Here is a 19639-nt window from a genome sequence, read left to right on the forward strand (position 1 = left end):
GGCTAGGACAGGCGGACCCGCAGGAGCTCCGGCGCATCGTCCTCCTCTGGGGAGCCGGAGGCTCCGCGCATGGTGATCGCCACGGCCTTTGCGACGACGGCGGCCAGCCCGCCGTCGTCGGCTGCTGTTTTGTCTGTCATTGCCTTTTCCAGCACCGCGTCGCGCACCCTGCGCTGTTCGGCGGCGCCGGTGCCGCGGGAGATGACGTCCTCCACGCCCTGGCGTGCCAGCCCCAGCTCACCCTGTTCCGTGAGTACGGGAGCAAGATAATCCACGAGGGAACGGACAACGTCGTGGGCGGGGGCAGGCCGGAAAGTGCCGAAGTCCAGCAGTTCGCCGCCCAGGCCGCTGCTGCTTGCCTGCCACGCGGCCATTCGCAGCAGGACAGTAGGGACAGGGGCGGGTTCGACGCCGGCGTGCCACTCCCGGCTGGCTGACTCCACCATGGCCCGCACCAGCACGGCGATCAGGGCCGCGTCCTCGGCCCGCAGGCAGACATCGGCCACCCGGACCTCCACCGTGGGATGGTTCCTGGACAGCCGGGCATCGAAGTAGATCATGCCTTCATCCAGCATCACTCCGCTGTCCAGCAGTCGGACCACCAGCCGCCGGTACGCCGAATAGGTTCCGAAGATGCCGGACGGGCCGGACGTCGGCCACCGGTTCCAGGCCTGCGTACGGTAGCTTTCGAACCCGGTGGGCATGCCGTTCCAGAAGGGAGAGTTAGCACTCAGCGCGGTGAGTACCGCCAGCTTGTCCCGGATCCTGTCCAGCACGGCCACGCCTTCCTCGGGGGACTCGATGAAGGTGTGGACGTGGAAGCCACAGGTCAGCTGTTCCTGGGCGGTCAGGCCAAAACGCTCCAGCATCCGGGCGTACCGCGGATCCGGGGTGGTGTGGGTGGTGGAGGCAAGCGGCGATGTGGCCAGGGCCGCTACCCTGGCCCCGTTCTTTCGGGCAGCCTGGTCCGCCAGCCGGCGCCCGGCGCGTATCTGCCGCAACAGCTCGCCGTATTCCAGGCAAGGCCGGGTCTGGGTCTCGATCTGTTCAAGCTTCAGCTCGGCGCTCAAACCCATGTCCTCGTCGTCGAAGGCGGTCTTGTCTTCGGTTTCCAGGGCATGCGGATCACGCGGGGAATCATCTGCTGCGAGCCTGCGCCCGGACAGCAGGGCGTCGGCGAGCGCAAGGGGTTCCCCCGTCTCCGGATCAACGATCAGGAGTTCTTCCTCGACGCCGAATGTGCGCATGTCTATATTCTGCTGCAACCCGCCGGAGTTGGACCTCGGACACAGGCATCATGACGAAACGCGAACGAGTGCTTATGTGTCCGCTTGGGCCCGCCAAGGGGTGCTTAAGTGCCCGCTCGCGCCCGCCAAGGGGTGCTTAAGTGCCCGCTCGCGCCTAGGACCTGTCAGTCCTGGAAGTATTCAATCTTGGCGCCGATGGTGTTGAGCCGTTCGGCAAGGTCCTCGTAGCCACGCTCAATCACGTAAATGTTGCGCAGCTCGGAGACGCCGCGCGCCGCGAGCATAGCGAGCAGCAGGCAGGCAGCCGGGCGGAGCGCGGGCGGGCAGCCAACCTCGGCCGCGCGCCACCTGGTAGGACCGGTGACGTAGATCCGGTGCGGGTCCAGGAGTTGTACCTGGGCGCCGAGCCTGTTGAGTTCGGTGAGATAAATGGCCCGGTTCTCATACACCCAGTCGTGAATCAGGGTCTGGCCATTGGCGTTGGCTGCGATCACCGCGAAGAACGGCAGATTGTCGATGTTCAGGCCCGGGAAGGGCATCGGGTGGATCTTGTCCTCGGGGGCGTGGAGTTCGGAGGGTTTGGTGGTGACGTCCACCAGCCGGGTACGGCCGTTGCGGGCCATGTACTCCCCGGAGATCTCCAACTGCTGGCCCATGTGCTCCAGCGTGGCCAGCTCGATTTCCATAAACTCGATGGGGACGCGGCAGATGGTCACCTCCGAGTTGGTCACAATGCCGGCGGTGATAAGGCTCATCGCCTCGATGGGGTCCTCGGACGGAAAGTATTCGATGTCGACGTCTACCTGCTCCTGGCCGGTGATCCTCAACGTAGTGGTCCCCACGCCGTCGATCTCCACTCCCAGCATCTGCAGGTAGAAGCAAAGATCCTGCACCATGTAATTCGGGCTGGCGTTACGGATGACGGTGGTGCCACGCCGGTGGGCAGCGGCCATGATGGCGTTTTCCGTGACGGTATCGCCGCGCTCGGTCAGCACAAAGGAACGGGAGAGCTCATCCGGGGCCGGTGCCTTGACTGCATAGAAGCCCGAAGTCGCCTCCACCGAGAGCCCGAACTGACGAAGGGCCTGCATGTGGGGCTCCACGGTCCGGGTCCCCAGGTCACAGCCACCGGCGTAGGGAAGCCGGTATTCAGACGTTTCGTCCAGGAGCGGCCCAAGGAGCATAATCACGCTCCGGGTGCGGCGCGCCGCCTCCACGTCCATCTCAGCCAGATCCAGCACGGCGGGGCGGCGGAGCCGGAGGTCAGTGTCGTTGAGCCAGGTGCATTCGACGCCAATACTGCTGAGCACTTCAACGATGCGGTTGACTTCCTCGATCCGGGCCAGCCGCCGAAGGATGGTGGTGCCGCGGTTGATCAGGCTGGCGCAGAGAAGGGCCACACCGGCGTTCTTGCTACTGTTGACGTCAACTGCCCCCGAGAGGGTGTGGCCGCCCTCAACCCTCAGGTGGGTCATCTGGGGTTTTCCGATGTTGACGATGCTGCGGCCGAAGATGACCTCCAGCCGCTGGATCATTTTGAGGCTGAGGTTCTGCTTGCCCTGTTCCATCCGTGCGATGGCACTTTGGCTTGTTCCGAGCTCTGCGGCAAGCTGGCCTTGGGTCCAGCCTTTCTCGTTGCGGGCATCGCGAAGGGTGGCAGCGACGTGGTCAGCAGTTTCCTGAGTCATGACCAAAATATATCACAAATGAGTTATTTTGCCAGATATCCCCGGCGAGCAGATACAATCCGTGATACAAAACGTTGGATATACCCGCCTCGTGCGATAATTGCATTCACGCCCCGGTCCGGCCTTGACCCCTTACAAGTCTGCGGAGCACACTAAAACCTACGGACTTCCAGGTCCAGAGGTTGGTGTCATCCATGCACAGAAGCACAAAAGCAGCACGCGCTCCGACGCACGTACCGTCGCTGCTGTCATTGCTGCTGTCGCTGGGCTTGGCCCTCTGCCTGCCTGCCGTCATGATGCTGGCGTGGGCCCCGCCGGCCGGTGCAGCGCCTTCGCCGGGAGAGGGTGTCCATCAGTCCTTGGGCAATGACGTGTCATGGCCCCAATGCAACAGGCCCCTTCCCAAGGGGCAGGCGTTCGCGATCGTCGGCGTCAACAATGGACGGGCGAACACCACCAACCCCTGCCTGGCCGAACAGCTCGAATGGGCCAGGACGTCGTCGTGGCATCCGGACCAGCCCGCCGTGGCCCTCTACGTGAACACCGCCAATCCGGCGCTTGCGGGCTCCTGGTGGCCTTTGAACAACGACTATCCTGAGGGTTCGGCTGTCCGGAACCCCTACGGCGCATGCGAGAGCGGGAAAGTTTCCGAGGCCTGCTCCTATATGTACGGCTACGCCAAGGCCTATGACGACGCGTACATCCGCGGCATCGATGATCCTGAGTCATACCGGTGGTGGCTGGACGTGGAAACCGAAAACAGCTGGTCCACCAACAGGGCAGCCAACCGGGCCGTCCTGGAGGGAATGACAGACTTCTTCCGCAGCATCGGCGCGGAGGTGGGCATCTACTCCAGCAGCGTGCAGTGGAACCAGATTGTTGGTCCAGTCAGCAGCTCCAGCAGCCTGTACTCCCTGCCCAGCTGGCTGGCCGGAGCAAGCACGGAACGCGGAGCAAAGGCCAATTGTTCGCGGCCCCCGCTCACGGCCGGCGGCAAAGTCACCCTGACCCAGTTCGTGTACGGCGGCTACGACTACAACTATTCCTGCACCTGAGGCGGGCCTGCCATTCGGCTGCGGGCCCCGATAGCCCAGGCTAGCGCCAGACAAAGCTCCAAGTCCCCAAGGCCGCCGCGGCCAGCACAGCACCCGCGGCAATGAGAACTCCGCCCAGCAGCACCCAGACATCCAGGCGGGAGTAGGTGGATTCACGGGCCCAGGTCCGCTGCCCGCCGCCGAAGCCGCGGGCTTCCATGGTGACCGCCAGCCGGGAAGCGCGCCGGATTGCCTGGACCAGCAGGCCAAAACTCTGGCCCAATGTGGCACGCAGCCTTTGGAGGGGACTTCCCTGCGAGCCGACACCGCGCGCACGCCGCGCCATGCCAATGGTCTGCCATTCCTCCGCCATGAGCCCCACGAGGCGCATGGCGGCCAGCGTGCCCAGGACAAAACGGTGCGGCAGCTTCGCCTTCTGGGCCAACGCATCGGCGAGGTCGGTCGGATCCGTGCAGGTCATCAGCAAGATGGCCGGCAGCGCAATGGCCAGGCCGCGCAGCATAAATCCGATCCCCAACTGAAGTGAACCCTCGCTGATGGACCAGATCCCAACGTCGAGCAGTACAGCACCGCTGTCCGCTGCCACGATCGATGTGCTCCAGCCGCCCACGGCCGCGGCGAGAATCAGGGGCCAGGCCCGCTGCCACAGGACGCGCAGCGTCAGTCCGGCCAAGGGAAAGAGCGCAAGCTCGGCAACCAGCGCCGTGGTGGCGGAAACCCAGTCAATGGACAGCGCCAGCACGAGCGTGATCAGGAAGACGGCCGCAAACTTCGCCAGTGGATTGGCGCGGGTCAGGAGAGCGTGGTTGCCGCGGAGGTTCAGGGCCGTCCTCATGCGGCACCCGCTTCCAGCCGCGCGTCGCCTTGGGAGGCAGGGCCAAGCCGCAGCTCTGTTCCGCCCAGGACCGCGCTGAACTCCTGGTCATGGGTCACAGAGACAACTGCCGTTCCCGCGTCCAGCAGTTCGGAAAGGAACGAGGCCAGTTCCGCCCACGTGTTGGCGTCCTGGCCGAACGTTGGCTCGTCCAGCACCAGGACCTTGGGGTGGGCTGCCAGCACCGTTGCCACGGAGAGCCGGCGCTTTTCACCGCCGGAGAGGGTGTACGGATTGGCCTCAACGAGGTGGGTCAGGCGCAGCCGTTCGATCAGGTCGTCGACGCGCTCCTCGCCGTGTCCCAGGTGGCGGGGACCGAACATCAGCTCGTCCAGGACGCGCCCGGTGACGAACTGGTGTTCGGGCTCCTGGAACACGGTGCCCACGCGGGAAATCAGCTGATTGGCCTTCCAGCGGAACGGATCGATCCCCGCGCCGCGGCTCAGCTCCACAGTGGCAGAAACTTTTCCGCGGACAGGGGCCAACAGCCCGGCGAGCGTCAGCGCGAACGTGGATTTCCCGGAGCCGTTGGGGCCCGTCACGGTCAGCGCGCGCCCCTCGCGGACCTGCGCGGAAATCCCCTGCTGGACCGGCACCGGCGCAATGGTCGTGAAGCCGCGGCGGCGGGGCCGTTCGCGGGACACTGCCAGTTCCTCGGCGGCCAGCAGAAGTCCGCCCGAACCCGGCGAACTACGGGCCCGCGTGGCAGGGACGTAGCCGGGCACCCAGACGCCGGCGCCGGCCAGCATGTCCCGGGCATCTGCAAGCACCTGGTCCGGAGGCCCGTCCAGCAGGACTGCGGACGCCGAGTCAGATCCCGGCTGCAGCACCACAATCCGGTCCACCAGGTCTTTCCAGACGGAAACGCGGTGCTCCACCACCACCAGGGTGGCGCCGGTCTTATCCAGGCAGCGGCCCACCGCGTCCCGGACCTCCAGTACCCCGTCGGGATCCAGGTTTGCGGTCGGTTCGTCCAGCAGGATCAGCCCCGGCCGCATAGCCAGGATGCCGGCCAGCGCGAGGCGCTGCTTCTGCCCGCCGGACAGGGCCGACGTCGGGTGGTCCAGCGGCAGCCCGCCGGAAGCCTGCCCGGCTGAATCCTGCCCGCCGGAACCCCGGAGCCCCACGTCCTCAAGTGCTTCATGGACGCGCCGCCAGATCTCTTTCCGGGGCACCGCCAGGTTCTCGGCGCCAAAGGCGACGTCGTCACCAAGCCGGGAGAGCACCACCTGCGTTTCCGGATCCTGCTGCATCAGCCCGGCCCGGCCCCGCCGCTCCCGCGGAGCCGAACCGTCAATGAGCAGCGAACCCGACTCGTCGGCGTCGTCCTCTTCATCCCCCAGCACACCGGCGAGGGCGTGCAGGAGCGTGGACTTGCCTGCGCCGGAGGGGCCCAGGAGCAGGACCCGCTCGCCGGGGCCGATCTCCAGATCGAGTCCCCGGACGGCGGGTGTGGAGCGGCCGGCGTGCCGCCAGCCCCAGCCCCGGGCGGAAACTGAAGCGGGCCGCGCAGCTGAAGCGCCGGCGTCGGGAGCTGTCATTAGTTGAAGACGGGCTCCGAAGCGGCCTTGCGGGAGGCGAAGGAGCTCAGGACGCCGGTCTTGGCCAGGCCGCGGGTGGCGATCCAGGACAGGGCGCCGGCGATGATGGCGCCGGAGAGGGTGCAGAACAGGATGTAGGCCAGCTTGTCGCCGGCTTCATAGGTGACGTTCCAGCCCCACGGCATAAAGGAGTCGTTGAGGCCGCAGAAGAGCCCGGCGGCGGCACCGGCCAGCAGCGCGGCGATGAGGTTGAACTTCTGGTGCAGGAACGACTTGAACTTGAAGTTGCCGTAGACGAGCAGGAAGAACACCAGTTCGGCGCCCAGGCCCTGCAGGAGTCCGGAGATCAGCACCGTGGCGCCGTACTGCGATCCCATGATGAGCTCGCCCGTGGCGGCCACGGTTTCGCAGAAGATGGCAGCGCCCGGTTTGCGGATAATGAGCATGCCGAGTACAGCCGGGATCATCCAGCCACCGGCGATCAGGCCGGTCAGCGGCGGGTAGACGGCGTTCATGGGGGCGGAGACAATTCCGGCGCCCTGGGACCAGGCCCAGAAGATCACGCCGCCGGTGATGGCGATGAGGGCGGCCACCACGATGTCCACCACACGCCAGGTGTTGCCGGTCTTCTTGATTGTTGCAGTTGTCATAATGGTCCTCCTGAGGAACAGGAGGGGAAAGTGCACCCCGGCGCGCGGCATCGGCCGCCCTGCCGGACACTTCGAGAACTCGACTCCCTTGCGCCGGTACTAACCGGATCAGGTTCGAGGGTCTGCGGCTGTCCGCACTCTCAGCGCCCACCTGCGGTTCCCTGGCAAAGCCAGTGATGCCCGACGGCGGCGCTCCCCTGTCGTAAATAAATCTGCCCTTGTGGGCGTGGTCCAGTTTACACCGCGGGCGGGGTAGATTGTGGGCCATGACTGCCGAATCCTCCCCTGTGACAGTGTTTGATCCCGACTCCGCCGTTAGCCAGCCGGAAGGATCGCTCGAGGCGCTGATTTCCCGGATCGAGGCCGAGATCAGTGAGCTGCAGTTCCCGCGATTCACCAGGGACGATTCCCTCAACCTCGGACTGCTCCTGGTGGAACTGGGCAAGGGCCGGCGGTTGCCCATCGCCATCGATATCACCAAGGGCGAACAGGTCCTTTTCCACGTGGCCCTGGACGGGGCCACACCCGACAACGAACATTGGATCCGGGCGAAGCAGCGCACGGCCGCCCGCTATGAGGTCCCGTCCCTGCTGGTGGGGCTCCGCGGACGGCGGCACGGCGGCCGGATCGAGGACCAGGGCTGGTTCGACGAGTCCCGGTACGCCGCGCACGGCGGCTCCTTCCCGCTGTATGTGGCCGGTGTGGGCGCGGTGGCCACCGTCACGGTGTCCGGGTTGCCCCAGCAGCAGGACCACGACCTGGTGGTCGAGGCTCTGCGGGAAATCCTTGCGTCGATGCAGCCGAAGTAGCCTCGGGGCAGTTCCGCACTCCTAATATTCCTCGCCAAATGACTCTTTGAGCAGGTCATTCATGTCAAACAGGTCTTCAAGGGGTGCCGTCGTTTCCCTCAACGGCTGGTCTGATCCGCCACCGCAGTTCTCTACCGACTTTGAGTACTGCTCCCGGCCGGAGTCCCGGACCATGATCCTTGAACCAGTGCCGCCCGCGCAGCCCGGTTTTGGTGTGCGCATGTTGTGGGTGCGCCGGGGCAGGGTTTCCGCCGACTCAAGGACCTTGGCCCATGTTTCAGCCGGCATCGCGGCTGTTTCCTGGCGAAGCACGTCCCCGTAGGAGTCAACAGTGATGCTGGCTTCCGTCTCCGAAGCTTTGATGACGTAGCTGCGGTGATAAGGGGGCGGGACGGAACTATCGCGGAAGCTGTACTCCACGGTGGTCTGCGCCGCGTCCAGGTCGAGGCTGGCGGGTTCTGCGCATCCCGTGGCAGCTCCAATGAAGATGGCAGCAACAACAATGAATGTCATACGGCGACGCATGAATCCCCCTTCGGTGGCCGTGCCATCAGCTTAGCGTCCGGCACACGGGGGCTGAGCCCTGCCATGGCTTTGCGGGTATGGCGCACTCCCTCCATTTCCAATGTATCGCCCGGGGTGGGGCTTGCCGCAAGGCCTGGTCGGGGCAGGATAATCGCAGAGGCTTCGACAAGGAGAACGGGAGTACGGCTATGAGTGAGCATGAGGTCCTGATCGTGGGCGGGGGCCCGACGGGGTTGATGCTGGCAGGGGAGCTGGCGTTGGCTGGAGTTGATGCGGCCATTGTGGAACGGCGCTCCAGCCAGTACCTTGCGGGGGCACGGGCGGGCGGCCTACACGCCCGGACCATCGAAGTCCTGGATCAGCGTGGCATCGCCGAACGGTTCATCTCCGCGGGGCAAGTGGCCCAGGTGGCCGGGTTCGCGGCTACGCGGCTGGATATCAGCGATTTTCCCACCCGCCATCCCTACGGACTTGGCCTGTGGCAGAACCATATCGAACGCCTGCTGGCAGCCTGGGTGGAGGAGCTGGCTGTGACCGTGTACCGCGGCGAAGAGGTGACAGGCCTCGCGCAGGATGACTCCGGCGTCGACCTCCACCTCGCAGACGGCCGGATCCGGCGCGGAAACTATGTGGTGGGGTGCGACGGCGGCCGGAGCCTGGTCCGTAAAGCGGCCGGCATCGATTTCCCGGGCTGGGATCCAACCACCAGCGCCCTCATTGCCGAGGTGGAGATGACCGGAAAGCCGGAGTTCGGCGTCCACCAGAATGCTTTTGGCATCCACTCCTTTGGCCGGCGGGAGTACGAAATCGTGGACGGCAAAGTTGTCTACCCGGACACCGGACCGGTGGGAGTCATGGTGACAGAGGAACACGTGGGCCCGGCAACGGAACCAAAACTGGCGGATCTCAAAACGGCGCTGAAAGCCGCCTGCGGCACCGATTACGGGGCCCACAGCCCGATCTGGATTTCCCGGTTCACAGACATGACCCGGCAGGCCGCTGCCTACCGCGCCGGGCGGGTCCTGCTGGCCGGCGATGCCGCGCACGTGCATGCACCCGACGGCGGACAGGGCCTTAATCTCGGGGTACAGGACGCGGTGAATCTCGGGTGGAAGCTGGGACTGGTGGTCAAGGGGCGGGCGCCAGAAACGCTCCTGGACACCTACCACGCAGAGCGCCACCCCGTGGCTGCCCGGGTGCTGCGCAACACCATGGCCCAGACCGCGCTCCGCCGCCCGGACCCGCGGATCAAGGCAGCAGGCGAGGTTATTTCTGAGCTCCTCGCAATGGAGGAGCCTCGCAAGCGGTTCGCCGGGATGCAGTCCGGCCTGGACGTCCATTACAGCCTCGGCGAGGGACATGCGCTTCTAGGACGTCGGATCCCGGACGTCGACCTTTCCACTCAGGATGGGCCACTGACGGTCTATTCGCTGCTGCACGACGCGCGGCCTCTGTTGCTGAATCTCGGTGTGCCGGGCGCCTTTGACACTGTCCCCCGGCCGGATTGGCTGAAGTTGGTTGATGCCCGGTACAACGGCTCCTGGGAGCTGCCGGTGCTCGGGGAGATCCCTGCCCCGTCGGCCGTTCTGATCCGGCCGGACGGGCACGTGGCCTGGGTGGGTAACGGAACAGAATCTGGCCTTGGGGATGCAACGGCCAGATGGTTCGGGACGGCTGGGGAAAGGGGTTTTGGTCCGCACGGTGACCAACGCCATCAATAGCCGGCTGGGCACCACTTTTCGGTGTTTGTCAGACCCCTCCCCCATACTCTCCAGAGCGTTGTTTACGCCGTTTCCTATGGTTGATGTCCGTTTACCTCCCAAGGCCTTGGGGTCACCTGTCCGCGCGGTAAAACCGCAGGTCACGGGGAGGACGCATTGGAAACTAATACGAATATATGTTCTAGGATTCCTTTATGGGATCCTGAGCAACCGGGAATTGGGAGAGTACGTAAGCCGTGACAGTTACAGCTGATGAAACAGCCGTGGACACCGCCGTTGATGTCAGGTTCAACCTTGCAGGCGAGCCTCTGGCCGTGCGGTACCAAGGCAATATCTGGCCGGTAGGAGGCGAACCCGTGCAGTGGTTTGGCGGCAGCGACGGTCTCGAGGAGATCGAGTACTGGCGTGTCCAGGTGCGCCTGGGATCAACCTCTGCCGTCCGCATTTTCACCCTGCGCCGCGAACACCCTTCCAGGCAGTGGTTCCTGGAGTCCACAGCCGAGGGCTGTTAGGCGGAGTGCGATCCAACTGGCCGCCGATTAGCAGCCAGACATGGGCCGCAATCAGAACGGAATTCACGCTGCCCTCCTTGGAACAGGTCCAGCGCCGGCTCTCTGAGCTTATGGAGGACCCTGAACCAGTGATGCAGCAGGTGGTCCGCGTCTTCATCGGGGAGGGTACCTACTGCCCGGGATTCCAGTTCCTCGCCGGCGGCCTTGTCCACCCCACCGTCCTGGACCTTTTTCAGCGGGCCATGGCCCTAAAGATTCCGCACAACCACTTCACGGCCTGGATGGTCTCCCCTTCGGCCGTCCTCTCAGGCGCCCGCCCCGTTGATCTTCTGGAGGGCGGGTCCGCGGCCTTGTTCAAGGCACTGGAAGCGCTCGGCCGGAAATAGGCGCAACGTTCGCTATGTCACGGCGAAAGCGCGATGGCCAAATCTACCGTTTATCGATAGACTTTCATTGTTACTCGATACTGAAGGAGATTCCGATGGGAAAACTGACCATCCTTGCGCTGCGCATAGTCCTCGCCCTGGCGCTCGCCGGCTCGCTGTTCGTGCAGGTGAGGATGGTGCCGCTGCTGGCGGTTGACCTGGAGGAGGCCGGAGCGGACTTGGTCGGCGTTCGGATTCCACTCCTCGCCATTGTGGTCCTGGGCATCATGACCGTACAGGTCACCCTTGTCTGCGTGTGGCGCCTGCTGACCATGGTGCGGCGGGGAACAGTGTTCTCCCATGGTGCCTTCCGGTACGTGGACATCATTTTTGCTGCCGTCGCGGCGGCATCCGTCCTGGTGTTCGGGATTGCCGTCCTTCTCGCGCCGGGGGACGCGGCGCCGGGCATCGTTCTGCTGATCTGCGGGGCGTCCCTGCTGATTGCGGGTGCGGCACTCATCGTCCTGGTACTTCGGACGCTGCTCGCCCAGGCGGTGGCCCGGGATGTGGAGGCGCAGCACCTGCGGACAGAGCTGGACGAGGTCATCTGATGCCCATCATCGTGGATATTGATGTGATGCTCGCTAAACGCAAAATGCCTGTTGGTGTGCTCGCGGAACGGGTCGGGATCACGCCCGCCAACCTGGCTGTGCTCAAGAACGGCCGGGCCAAGGCGGTGCGCTTCACAACCCTGGAGGCACTGTGCGAGGTACTCTCCTGCCAGCCCGGAGACCTGCTCCGTTGGGAGCCCGATAACCAGCAACAGCTGGAAGACCGGCTTGTCAGCGGGCAATGACCCTGCATTCAACGGAACCACCCTGAAGACCCACGACGGCGGCAACCGCCCGGGCGATTTTCGCGCCTCCCTGGGAGGACGGTTCGATAGGGTTTGCGTAGTCGCCCTCCTCGTTGCAGATCAGCCGCAGGTCTATCAGCGACATTCCCCGAGAGAATGCCGTGCGGCTGATGCAGTCGTTGAAAAACGCCAAGGCGGTCTTGATGATGCGGTGCTGTGGAGTGGAGGCGGGAGTGTCATAGATGGTGCAGAGCGCAGCGGGGATTCCAGTGGCTGAGACGGCTTCAGCCATCAGGTCGTAGTCCGCGGCAAACCGCTCTTGGGCGCTGCTGAAAAGGCTCAGGGCTTCTGCGACGGAGCTGGCCGGCGATTCGAGCAGGTAGGCAAAGCCCAGTGCATCGTTGCCGCCGACGCTGACCACCAGATGGGTGGCATTGCGGGGCAGGGAACTGAGCTGTCGCAGGACTCCGGAAATCACATCCCCGTCCACCGCCAGCAGGGTGGCTTTCCAGCCGGGAGGAAATTCAGCCCGGACCTGCGTGAGGACGTCGGGACCGCCGTCGACGTATGCCTTGTTGTCCAGGATGGAGTCACCCAGCAGAACGACGTGTCCGGCCGAAGCCTGAGGATTCCCAGCAGCCATTTTTTGATCGCCTGTCTTTCAGCGGCACCATTGCCGGAACGGGTTTTTCCCAAGATAACCTGACAATCAGCCTGTTTCACTGCTTGGCCATACCCATGCTGAGAGCGAACCGCCGCGTGATCCAGGAGCCTCCCGGTCAGCTGACGCTAGGCTAGGGGCAGTCCCTTTTCCGCCCGCAAGGAGTCTCCAGAATGAACCTCTTCATCAAGCTGATTGGCACCGCCGTTAGCCTCGGCGCCGGATTTGTCGGCACCAAGGTGGTCAACGCCGTATGGGAAAAGTCCACAGGCAGGAAGGCACCCACGGGCAGGCACGAAGATACTCCTACCAGCCTTCGCTCCGCCCTGACGTTTGCGCTCATCTCCGCTTCGGTCAGCACCATCATCCAGGTGCTCGCCAACCGAGGCACCCAGCGCGCCATCACCCGTTTCGCGAAGAGCAAGGACATCGTCTAACAGCCCTCCACCCCCTGGAGTTTTTGTCCATTTGCGGCGACTTCGCCAGTCGTGAACCCGCCGTAAATGGACAATAACTCCTAGTCCCGGGGGGCGTCGTCGGAAGCGTCCTCGTGGGCGGCTTTGGCGGCGGCTCGCTGCACCACAGCCTCCAGTTCATCCGAACTGAGCAGTTCCCTGTGCAGGTGCTTGGTGCGGTACCCGGCGCGTCCCACCATATGCGCGGACACCGGCACGGTCAGCAGCTGGAAAATCCACGCCACCAGCAGGACGGGCCACACCCACCACGTCCGCAGCTGCAGCCCGATGGCCGCCAGCAGCAGGAACAGGCCCAGCACCTGCGGTTTGGTGGCCGCGTGCATCCTGCTCATCAGGTCCGGGAAGCGCAAGAGCCCGACGGCGGCGGCCAGGGACATCAGTGCGCCCACCACCATAAACACCGCGGAAACTGCGTCGATAATGCTATCCAGCATGCTGGGGTCAGGAGTCATGGGGCTGCTCCCTCCGGTCCGCCACGAACCGGGCAACGGTCACCGAGCCGATGAAGCCGATGATGGACAGGGCCACCAACAGCATGAGGTTGTTCAGGTGCCGGTTCACCGCCATGTCAATGCACAGCGCTGCCCCGATGATGGCAAGCAGGACGTCGGACGCCAGCACCCGGTCCAGGAGCGACGGGCCGCGGGCGATCCTGATGATGGCGCCGGCCGCGGCCAGCGAAAGGATAACTGCCGTGACGGCCAGGACGGTCTGCATCATGCTGCCTCCAGCCGGACGGCGTCGAGTTCTTCCCTGGTTCCCATGACGCGGATCAGCCCCGCCTCGATGGCCCGCACTTCGCGGCGCAGGTTCTCCACATCCTCGGCGTTTTTCACGTTGAGCCCGTGGATGTACAAAGTTGACGTTGAACGGTCCACCTCCACCACCAGCGACCCCGGGATGAGGGAGATCACGTGTCCCGTGGCAGTCATCATCAGGTCCTGGTGGCTGCGCAACGGGACGGCCACCACGGCGTTGGTGACGTTGGGCCCGCGGACCACGGCCAGGTACATGACCTGGAAGCTTGCTGCCACTACTTTGCCAAGGAAAGCCAGGGCGAACGGAATGGCGTAGAGGAGATTAAAGCGGCCGCTGAGTTCAACGGGCGGCAGGTAGAACATCCGTGCCACCACCACCGCCAACAAGGCGCCGAAGAGGAGATTGCCCGGGCTGAAGTCCTGCCAAAGGGCACCCCAGACAACAACAAGCCAGACAAGGAGCGGCAGCTCCTGGCGCAGTGAGACCCGGCGCCTGCTCATTTGGCACCCCCGGGGCCCAGGACAAGAGGCACCGGAGCGTTATCGCCCAGCACCGCCTGGATATAGGAGGACCGGTCCAGCATGTCCTCTGCCGCCTGGTCCGAGACTTTGAACAGCGGGCCTGCGAAGACGGTCAGCGCAACGCCCAGCAGGACCAGGCCAAGAGTGGAGCCCACCATGGTGCGTGGCAGCAGCGTGACGTTGTTGCGGCCGGCGCGGCGTCCTGTGTCGGAGTCCTCGGGGGCGGCCAGGAGCACCGGGTCCGGATGCTCCGCATCGGAGGGCTTCCGCCAGAACGCACGGTTCCAGACCCTGGCCACGGCCAGGAGGGTCAGGAGGCTGGTGACCACACCGCCAATGACCAGGGTGAAGGCCAGGGGTGTTCCCAGCTCAATACCGGCCTGCATCAGCCCCACCTTGCCCAGGAATCCGGAGAACGGAGGGATGCCTGCCAGGTTCATGGCGGGCACAAAGAACAGGAGCGCCAGCAACGGAGACAGCTTGGCGAGTCCGGCCAGCCGGTCCACCGAGGAACTTCCACCGCGGCGTTCGATCAGCCCTGTGACCAGGAACAGGCTGGTCTGGATGGTGATGTGGTGGGCCACGTAGAAGACGGCCGCGCCGAGGCCTGCCACCGAGGACATCGCCAGGCCAAACACCATGTAGCCGATGTGGCTGACCAGGGTGAAGGACAGCAGACGTTTGATGTCACTCTGGGCCAGGGCACCAAGAATTCCCACAATCATGGTCAGCAGCGCGGCCACCATCAGCGGAGTGTTGAGCGTGTCCCCGGGAAAGAGCAGCGTCTCGGTCCGGACCATCGCATAGACGCCCACTTTTGTCAGCAGGCCGGCGAACACCGCCGTGACGGGCGCGGGGGCCGTCGGGTACGAGTCAGGAAGCCAGAAGGACAGCGGGAACACTGCCGCCTTGATCCCGAAAGCCACCAGGAGCATCACGTGCAGCAGCGTTTGGGTCCCCTGGTCCAGCTGCGCGAGCTTGATGGCGAGGTCCGCCATGTTCACCGTTCCCGTGGCCCCGTAGACCATCGCGATGGAGATCAGGAACAGGACCGAGGACACCACGGACACCACCACGTACGTCACGCCGGCCCTGATCCGGGGCCCGGTGCCGCCCAGGGTCATCAGGACGTAGCTTGCCGTCAGCAGGATCTCGAAGCCCACGTAAAGGTTGAAGAGGTCCCCCGACAGGAACGCGTTGGAGACGCCGGCCACCAGGATCAGGTACGTGGGGTGGAAGATCGAGACGGGCGCGTCCTGGTCGCCGTCGGCCATGCCCTGGCCTGTGGCGTACACCAGCACCGCCAGGCTCACGGCGGAGGAAACCACCAGCATCAGCGAGGAGAACTGGTCCACCACCATCACGATGCCCCAGGGCGGCAGCCAGCCGCCGATGTTCACGGCCGCGGTTCCGCCCTCCCAGACAGAAGCCAGCAGGATGCACTCCAGCAGCAGCGTGATGGACAGCAGCGAGATGCTCACAGTCCGCTGTGCCCGGGAGTGCCGGATTAAAAGAAAGGTCAGGGCGGCACCCAGGATGGGAAGGACGACGGCGAGCGGGGCAAAGCTTGCGATGTTCACTTCACACCTCCTTGGGGGCCGGGGGTGACATTTTGGGATCCGGGCTGTTCTTCCGCTGCGGCGTCGGTGGCGGTGATCTGTGTTCCGCCGGCCTGGATGGTTGGCTCGGCACCGTCAGTGGCGTGGTCCGAGACAGAACGTCCGTCGCTGCCGAGCATAGTGAGCGGGAATTCTGAGGTCTCCACCGGGATCTCGGCGTCGTCCTCGGCGTCGAAGCTGGGGGTTTCCGCCACGCGGAGGTCCTCGACGTCGAACTGGATTTCGTCCTGCCGTGCAAGTACCCAGGTGCGGTAGATGATGCCGAGCATAAAGGCCGTCACGGCGAACGAGATGACGATCGAGGTCAGAATCAGTGCCTGGGGAAGGGGGTCGTTGTAGTCCTGGGCAGGGGTGTCCTTGTTGTACAGCGGCGCCAGCCCTGCGTACCCGCCGGTGGCAAGGATCAGCAGGTTGGTGGCGTTGGCCAGAAGCATCAGTCCCAGCAGCACCCGGGTGAGGCTGCGTTCCAGGATCAGGTAGATGCCGCAGGCATACAGGGCGCCCATGACGATGAGCAGGGTCAGGTTAACGCTCATGCCTTACCCTTCCCGGCTGTTCCCGCGGCGACATCCACCGGTTCCCCGTCCTCGGCAGGCGCCGCCGCCTGCTCTTCGAAGTGTTCATCGATCTCGGCGCCCAGGCTGCGCAGCACGTCCAGCACCAGTCCAATCACCACGATGTAAACGCCAATGTCGAAGATGGTGGAGGTGACGAATTTGATGTCACCGAACACCGGCAGCCACAGCTCGATAATTGCCGTCTGGAACGCCTGGCCACCCAGCAATAGGGGCACGACGCCGGACGCGGCGGCCGTCGCGAGCCCGATCCCCAGAAGCGTCCCTGCGCTGATGGGGGTAGCCTCGCGCAGCTCGAAGCGGCCACCGGCAAGATAGCGGATGGTGAGCGCAAGGCCCGCAGTAAGGCCCCCGGCGAAACCGCCACCCGGGAAGTTGTGGCCCGCCAGAAGGAGGTAGAGCGAGAAAATGATCATGGAGTGGAAGATCAGCCGGGTTACCACTTCAAAGATGATGGACCGACGCTCCGGTGCCAGCGTCCGCCCTGCCACGATCCAGGCATCCCGGGTGGACGCGGCAAACTTCCGGCTGATGGCCAGCGCCGCAGCGTCGCGTGATCCGGGATCCACTCCCGTGCGGCGGCCCACGGAGCCCGCCGCCACGGTGGAAGAGATCCGGATGCCGTCGCCGCGGCCGCGGACAAAAATGAGGCTGGCCACCCCGGTGGCGGCCAGGGCAAGGACGGAAATCTCACCGAAGGTGTCCCAAACGCGGATATCGACAAGGGTCACGTTGACGATGTTCAGCCCGCCGCCGCCCTCGTAGGCCAGCCGCGGAAATTCCAGGGATACGGGGGTGGCCACCCGCGCGCCCATGGCGTAGATGGCGGCGAAAACCATGGTGGTTCCGAATGCGAGCCCGATGATGACACGCACCACGCGGTATTTGCCGCCGGTCCGGTCCCTCAGCTCGGCCGGAAGGCTGCGCATGGCGAGCACAAACGCCACCAGGATGATGGTTTCCACCAGCATCTGGGTGAGCGCCAGGTCCGGCGCGCCCTGGAGCGCGAACATCAGCGCAATCCCGTAGCCGGTCACCGAAACCATCAGCACTGCCAGGAAGCGTTTGTTGGCCTTCACCGCTGCCAGGGCGCCGATCACGATGCCCGCGCCTGCCACGATTTGCAGGGGCGAGTTGGGGTCAATGAAGTACAGGCCCTCCGGAAGCGGCTTGTTGGCCAGGACCAGTGCTGTCATCGGAAGCGCAAAAGCCACAGTGAGGATGACGGCCAGATAAAAGTAGAGCGAACCACGCTGGGTGCGCCCGGTGATCCAGACGGCCACGTCATCGAGTGCCCCGACGGTGTGCTGGTAGGCACGGTCACCGTCTATCCAGCCGGGGACAAAGGACTGGGCCCGTGCCACCAGGTCCCGGCCGTAGTACATGGCCAGACCCAGGACAAACGTGACAGCCGTGAGCCCCAGGGCAGGAGTAAAGCCATGCCACAGCGCCAGGTGACCTGCCTCCGCGGCCGGTATGCCGGCGTCGGGCGTGGCCGTGGCGAACAGCGCGGCGTAGGGCTGGATCCAGCCATCGACGGGCGCCGGCCAGACACCGTAAGCGATGGTGAGGAGGCTGAGCAGGGCAGGCGCCGCTATGAAAGAAGGCCGGATGGCCTTGAACGGTGTCGGCTCGACGCCCGGTTTGGTGGCGAACGCACCCCACATAAAGCGGGCGCTGTAAGCGAACGTGAGGACCGAGCCCAGCACAATTCCGGCCAGCACCAGCATCCCCCACGGGTCCCCGCCGCCTGCATGGTGAACGAAGGCCTCAAGCACCGATTCCTTGGCCACGAACCCTGCCAGCAGCGGGACTCCGGCCATAGACGCGGCGCCGATTCCAGCGACGATGCCCAGGGCCCGAGAGGAGCTGAACACGCCCGAGAGTTTGCGTACATCGCGGGTGCCGGACTGGTGGTCGATGATCCCCACCACCAGGAACAGGGTGGCCTTGAACAGCCCATGGGCCAGCAGCATCGCGAGGCCGGCCAGCGCGGCGTCGGGGGTGCCCAGCCCCACCACCATGGTGAGGAATCCCAACTGGCTGACGGTGCCGTAAGCAAGGATGAGCTTGATGTCGGTCTGGCGGAGCGCACGGTATCCCCCCACCAGCATGGTGGCCAGGCCCAGTCCCAGCACGATTGGCGGCCAATACGCGGTCTCGGCAAACCCGGGGGCAAGCCGGGCCACCAGGTAGACGCCCGCTTTCACCATGGCAGCCGCGTGCAGGTAGGCGCTCACCGGCGTGGGGGCGGCCATGGCGCCCGGCAGCCAGAAATGGAACGGCACCAGGGCCGATTTGGTGATGGCACCCACCAGGATCAGTACGACGGCGGCCGCCACCGCCGCGCTGGAAGGCCCGGAAACCAGGGCGGGGGCCTGCTCCAGGATGGCGGAGATCCGGTAGGTTCCAGCGCTGAAGCCCAGCATGATCAGGCCCACCAGCATGGCCAGCCCGCCCGCCGTCGTCACCATCAGCGCCTGCAGCGCCGAGCGCCGCGCCGCAAGCCTGGTGCGGGCGAAGCCGATCAGCAGGTACGACAGGATGGTGGTGAGTTCCCAGAAGATAAACATCAGCAGCAGATCGTCCGCCACCACCAGCCCAAACATGGCGCCCGCGAATGCCAGGAGCTGCGCGCCGAAACCGCCCAGGTCCTGGTCCTTCTTCTTGAAATACCTCGCACAGTAAACAAGGACCAGGGCGCCAACGCCCAGCACCAGCAACGACATCACCCAGGCAAGGGCATCCATCCGGAACGCGAATTCAAGCTTGAGCCCTGGAATCCATGGGAAGACTTCGGCGACCGCCCCGGCACCCGATGACCCGGCACCTGAGTAAACAGCACCGTGCTGGAACAGCAGCCAGACGAACGATAAGCCCGGCACAGCCGCCAGTGCGTAAAAGGCGTTCCGGCCCCACCGCCTGAAGAGGAAGGGCGTCACAGCAGCCACCGTGAAATGCACGGCAAGAACTGTGATCACTGGTATCTCCGCAACGTCAGGCATTCGATTATCAAAAGTCAGGGCAGGCGGTCATGGGTGAGGGCGGCATCGGTAAGATTCGGTGCCCACAGTTTATCAAGACGCACCTGGCAGTTTTTCCCGCGGCCGCCGCTGCCGGCATCCCAAAGCCGGGTGTCCGGGATATCCTCCGCCTGATGTTCGCCACGGGCGGATACGATTCAG

Annotated in this window: 21 protein-coding genes and 1 riboswitch; of the genes, 8 read left to right on the forward strand and 13 right to left on the reverse strand. The window is 64.8% G+C overall.

Features of this window, described 5'->3' with window-relative positions; translation table 11 throughout:
• Window positions 1-2: 2 nt before the first annotated feature.
• Together F8G81_RS21960 and F8G81_RS21965 are read right to left on the reverse strand one after the other, a co-directional pair.
• A complete protein-coding gene (locus tag F8G81_RS21960; protein WP_267276741.1) occupies window positions 3-1247 on the reverse strand; it encodes a glutamate--cysteine ligase in 1245 nt (414 codons plus the stop codon).
• A gap of 164 nt (window positions 1248-1411) precedes the next feature.
• On the reverse strand, window positions 1412-2935 hold the full coding sequence (locus F8G81_RS21965) for a UDP-N-acetylglucosamine 1-carboxyvinyltransferase (RefSeq protein WP_267276742.1): 1524 nt from the start codon (window positions 2933-2935) through the stop codon (window positions 1412-1414).
• A 194-nt stretch (window positions 2936-3129) separates the two neighbouring features.
• On the opposite strand from F8G81_RS21965, the gene F8G81_RS21970 reads away from it, so the two are divergent.
• The gene (locus F8G81_RS21970; RefSeq protein ID WP_267276743.1) at window positions 3130-3990 is read left to right on the forward strand and encodes a hypothetical protein; all 861 of its coding nucleotides are present in this window, start codon (window positions 3130-3132) and stop codon (window positions 3988-3990) included.
• A 40-nt stretch (window positions 3991-4030) separates the two neighbouring features.
• On the opposite strand, the gene F8G81_RS21975 is transcribed toward F8G81_RS21970, so the two are convergent.
• From F8G81_RS21975 to F8G81_RS21985, 3 genes are read right to left on the reverse strand one after another with little or no spacing between them, the layout of a single operon-like run.
• Window positions 4031-4825 carry an energy-coupling factor transporter transmembrane component T family protein gene (locus F8G81_RS21975; protein WP_267276744.1) on the reverse strand — a complete coding sequence of 265 codons (795 nt, stop codon included), beginning with the start codon at window positions 4823-4825 and terminating at the stop codon, window positions 4031-4033.
• Window positions 4822-6405 (reverse strand): ABC transporter ATP-binding protein, encoded by a 1584-nt coding sequence (locus F8G81_RS21980; protein ID WP_267276745.1) that lies wholly within the window; start codon window positions 6403-6405, stop codon window positions 4822-4824. The genes F8G81_RS21975 and F8G81_RS21980 overlap by 4 nt, the downstream gene beginning before the upstream one ends.
• Window positions 6405-7055: an ECF transporter S component gene (locus F8G81_RS21985; RefSeq protein WP_267276746.1), complete on the reverse strand. Its 651-nt coding sequence runs from the start codon at window positions 7053-7055 to the stop codon at window positions 6405-6407. The genes F8G81_RS21980 and F8G81_RS21985 overlap by 1 nt, the downstream gene beginning before the upstream one ends.
• Before the next feature lie 67 nt (window positions 7056-7122).
• Window positions 7123-7264: riboswitch (TPP riboswitch) on the reverse strand.
• A gap of 57 nt (window positions 7265-7321) precedes the next feature.
• On the opposite strand from F8G81_RS21985, the gene F8G81_RS21990 reads away from it, so the two are divergent.
• The gene (locus tag F8G81_RS21990; protein ID WP_267276747.1) at window positions 7322-7864 is read left to right on the forward strand and encodes a heme-degrading domain-containing protein; all 543 of its coding nucleotides are present in this window, start codon (window positions 7322-7324) and stop codon (window positions 7862-7864) included.
• 21 nt (window positions 7865-7885) lie between these two features.
• Here the strand turns inward: F8G81_RS21990 and F8G81_RS21995 are convergent, their stop codons facing one another.
• The gene (locus F8G81_RS21995; protein WP_267276748.1) at window positions 7886-8389 is read right to left on the reverse strand and encodes a hypothetical protein; all 504 of its coding nucleotides are present in this window, start codon (window positions 8387-8389) and stop codon (window positions 7886-7888) included.
• A gap of 188 nt (window positions 8390-8577) precedes the next feature.
• On the opposite strand from F8G81_RS21995, the gene F8G81_RS22000 reads away from it, so the two are divergent.
• From F8G81_RS22000 to F8G81_RS22020, 5 genes are all read left to right on the forward strand, one after another.
• The gene (locus F8G81_RS22000) at window positions 8578-10110 is read left to right on the forward strand and encodes an FAD-dependent monooxygenase (RefSeq protein ID WP_267276749.1); all 1533 of its coding nucleotides are present in this window, start codon (window positions 8578-8580) and stop codon (window positions 10108-10110) included.
• Between the two features lie 236 nt (window positions 10111-10346).
• A complete protein-coding gene (locus F8G81_RS22005) occupies window positions 10347-10622 on the forward strand; it encodes a hypothetical protein (RefSeq protein ID WP_267276750.1) in 276 nt (91 codons plus the stop codon).
• A 77-nt stretch (window positions 10623-10699) separates the two neighbouring features.
• Window positions 10700-11008, forward strand: coding sequence for a hypothetical protein (locus F8G81_RS22010; RefSeq protein ID WP_267276751.1), 309 nt, complete (start codon window positions 10700-10702; stop codon window positions 11006-11008).
• Between the two features lie 95 nt (window positions 11009-11103).
• Entirely contained in the window at window positions 11104-11598 is a 495-nt protein-coding gene (locus tag F8G81_RS22015; RefSeq protein ID WP_267276752.1) for a DUF2975 domain-containing protein, read from the forward strand.
• Window positions 11598-11843 carry a helix-turn-helix domain-containing protein gene (locus tag F8G81_RS22020; protein ID WP_267276753.1) on the forward strand — a complete coding sequence of 82 codons (246 nt, stop codon included), beginning with the start codon at window positions 11598-11600 and terminating at the stop codon, window positions 11841-11843. Before F8G81_RS22015 ends, F8G81_RS22020 begins: the two co-directional genes overlap by 1 nt.
• Here the strand turns inward: F8G81_RS22020 and F8G81_RS22025 are convergent.
• Window positions 11830-12486: a GDSL-type esterase/lipase family protein gene (locus F8G81_RS22025; protein ID WP_267276754.1), complete on the reverse strand. Its 657-nt coding sequence runs from the start codon at window positions 12484-12486 to the stop codon at window positions 11830-11832. The two genes, F8G81_RS22020 and F8G81_RS22025, sit on opposite strands and share 14 nt — an antisense overlap.
• A 191-nt stretch (window positions 12487-12677) precedes the next feature.
• Here F8G81_RS22025 and F8G81_RS22030 point away from each other — a divergent pair, with 191 nt between their 5' ends.
• Window positions 12678-12941, forward strand: a complete 264-nt coding sequence (locus F8G81_RS22030) for a DUF4235 domain-containing protein (protein WP_267276755.1) — start codon at window positions 12678-12680, stop codon at window positions 12939-12941.
• A gap of 80 nt (window positions 12942-13021) precedes the next feature.
• On the opposite strand, the gene mnhG is transcribed toward F8G81_RS22030, so the two are convergent.
• Genes mnhG through F8G81_RS22060 form a run of 6 tightly spaced genes read right to left on the reverse strand, consistent with a single transcriptional unit; the run spans window position 13022 to window position 19435 of the window.
• On the reverse strand, window positions 13022-13432 hold the full coding sequence (mnhG, locus tag F8G81_RS22035; RefSeq protein ID WP_267276756.1) for a monovalent cation/H(+) antiporter subunit G: 411 nt from the start codon (window positions 13430-13432) through the stop codon (window positions 13022-13024).
• Window positions 13422-13700: a monovalent cation/H+ antiporter complex subunit F gene (locus F8G81_RS22040; RefSeq protein ID WP_267276757.1), complete on the reverse strand. Its 279-nt coding sequence runs from the start codon at window positions 13698-13700 to the stop codon at window positions 13422-13424. The genes mnhG and F8G81_RS22040 overlap by 11 nt, the downstream gene beginning before the upstream one ends.
• On the reverse strand, window positions 13697-14239 hold the full coding sequence (locus F8G81_RS22045; RefSeq protein WP_267276758.1) for a Na+/H+ antiporter subunit E: 543 nt from the start codon (window positions 14237-14239) through the stop codon (window positions 13697-13699). The genes F8G81_RS22040 and F8G81_RS22045 overlap by 4 nt, the downstream gene beginning before the upstream one ends.
• A complete protein-coding gene (locus tag F8G81_RS22050; protein WP_267276759.1) occupies window positions 14236-15840 on the reverse strand; it encodes a Na+/H+ antiporter subunit D in 1605 nt (534 codons plus the stop codon). Before F8G81_RS22050 ends, F8G81_RS22045 begins: the two co-directional genes overlap by 4 nt.
• Entirely contained in the window at window positions 15837-16415 is a 579-nt protein-coding gene (locus tag F8G81_RS22055) for a Na(+)/H(+) antiporter subunit C (protein ID WP_267276760.1), read from the reverse strand. Before F8G81_RS22055 ends, F8G81_RS22050 begins: the two co-directional genes overlap by 4 nt.
• Window positions 16412-19435, reverse strand: coding sequence for a Na+/H+ antiporter subunit A (locus F8G81_RS22060; protein WP_267276761.1), 3024 nt, complete (start codon window positions 19433-19435; stop codon window positions 16412-16414). Before F8G81_RS22060 ends, F8G81_RS22055 begins: the two co-directional genes overlap by 4 nt.
• Window positions 19436-19639: the final 204 nt, after the last annotated feature.

It is taken from the genome of Arthrobacter sp. CDRTa11 (genome assembly GCF_026427775.1).
Lineage (GTDB): Bacteria > Actinomycetota > Actinomycetes > Actinomycetales > Micrococcaceae > Arthrobacter.

Coding starts and splice junctions, on each gene's coding strand:
- F8G81_RS22040 (WP_267276757.1), bottom strand. CDS start 13,700: ATGATGCAGACCGTCCTGGCCGTCACGGCAGTTATCCTTTCGCTGGCC.
- F8G81_RS21975 (WP_267276744.1), bottom strand. CDS start 4,825: ATGAGGACGGCCCTGAACCTCCGCGGCAACCACGCTCTCCTGACCCGC.
- F8G81_RS22030 (WP_267276755.1), top strand. CDS start 12,678: ATGAACCTCTTCATCAAGCTGATTGGCACCGCCGTTAGCCTCGGCGCC.
- F8G81_RS21960 (WP_267276741.1), bottom strand. CDS start 1,247: ATGCGCACATTCGGCGTCGAGGAAGAACTCCTGATCGTTGATCCGGAG.
- F8G81_RS21965 (WP_267276742.1), bottom strand. CDS start 2,935: ATGACTCAGGAAACTGCTGACCACGTCGCTGCCACCCTTCGCGATGCC.
- mnhG (WP_267276756.1), bottom strand. CDS start 13,432: ATGACTCCTGACCCCAGCATGCTGGATAGCATTATCGACGCAGTTTCC.
- F8G81_RS22020 (WP_267276753.1), top strand. CDS start 11,598: ATGCCCATCATCGTGGATATTGATGTGATGCTCGCTAAACGCAAAATG.
- F8G81_RS22045 (WP_267276758.1), bottom strand. CDS start 14,239: ATGAGCAGGCGCCGGGTCTCACTGCGCCAGGAGCTGCCGCTCCTTGTC.
- F8G81_RS21995 (WP_267276748.1), bottom strand. CDS start 8,389: ATGCGTCGCCGTATGACATTCATTGTTGTTGCTGCCATCTTCATTGGA.
- F8G81_RS21980 (WP_267276745.1), bottom strand. CDS start 6,405: ATGACAGCTCCCGACGCCGGCGCTTCAGCTGCGCGGCCCGCTTCAGTT.
- F8G81_RS22000 (WP_267276749.1), top strand. CDS start 8,578: ATGAGTGAGCATGAGGTCCTGATCGTGGGCGGGGGCCCGACGGGGTTG.
- F8G81_RS21990 (WP_267276747.1), top strand. CDS start 7,322: ATGACTGCCGAATCCTCCCCTGTGACAGTGTTTGATCCCGACTCCGCC.
- F8G81_RS22025 (WP_267276754.1), bottom strand. CDS start 12,486: ATGGCTGCTGGGAATCCTCAGGCTTCGGCCGGACACGTCGTTCTGCTG.
- F8G81_RS21970 (WP_267276743.1), top strand. CDS start 3,130: ATGCACAGAAGCACAAAAGCAGCACGCGCTCCGACGCACGTACCGTCG.
- F8G81_RS22015 (WP_267276752.1), top strand. CDS start 11,104: ATGGGAAAACTGACCATCCTTGCGCTGCGCATAGTCCTCGCCCTGGCG.
- F8G81_RS22055 (WP_267276760.1), bottom strand. CDS start 16,415: ATGAGCGTTAACCTGACCCTGCTCATCGTCATGGGCGCCCTGTATGCC.
- F8G81_RS21985 (WP_267276746.1), bottom strand. CDS start 7,055: ATGACAACTGCAACAATCAAGAAGACCGGCAACACCTGGCGTGTGGTG.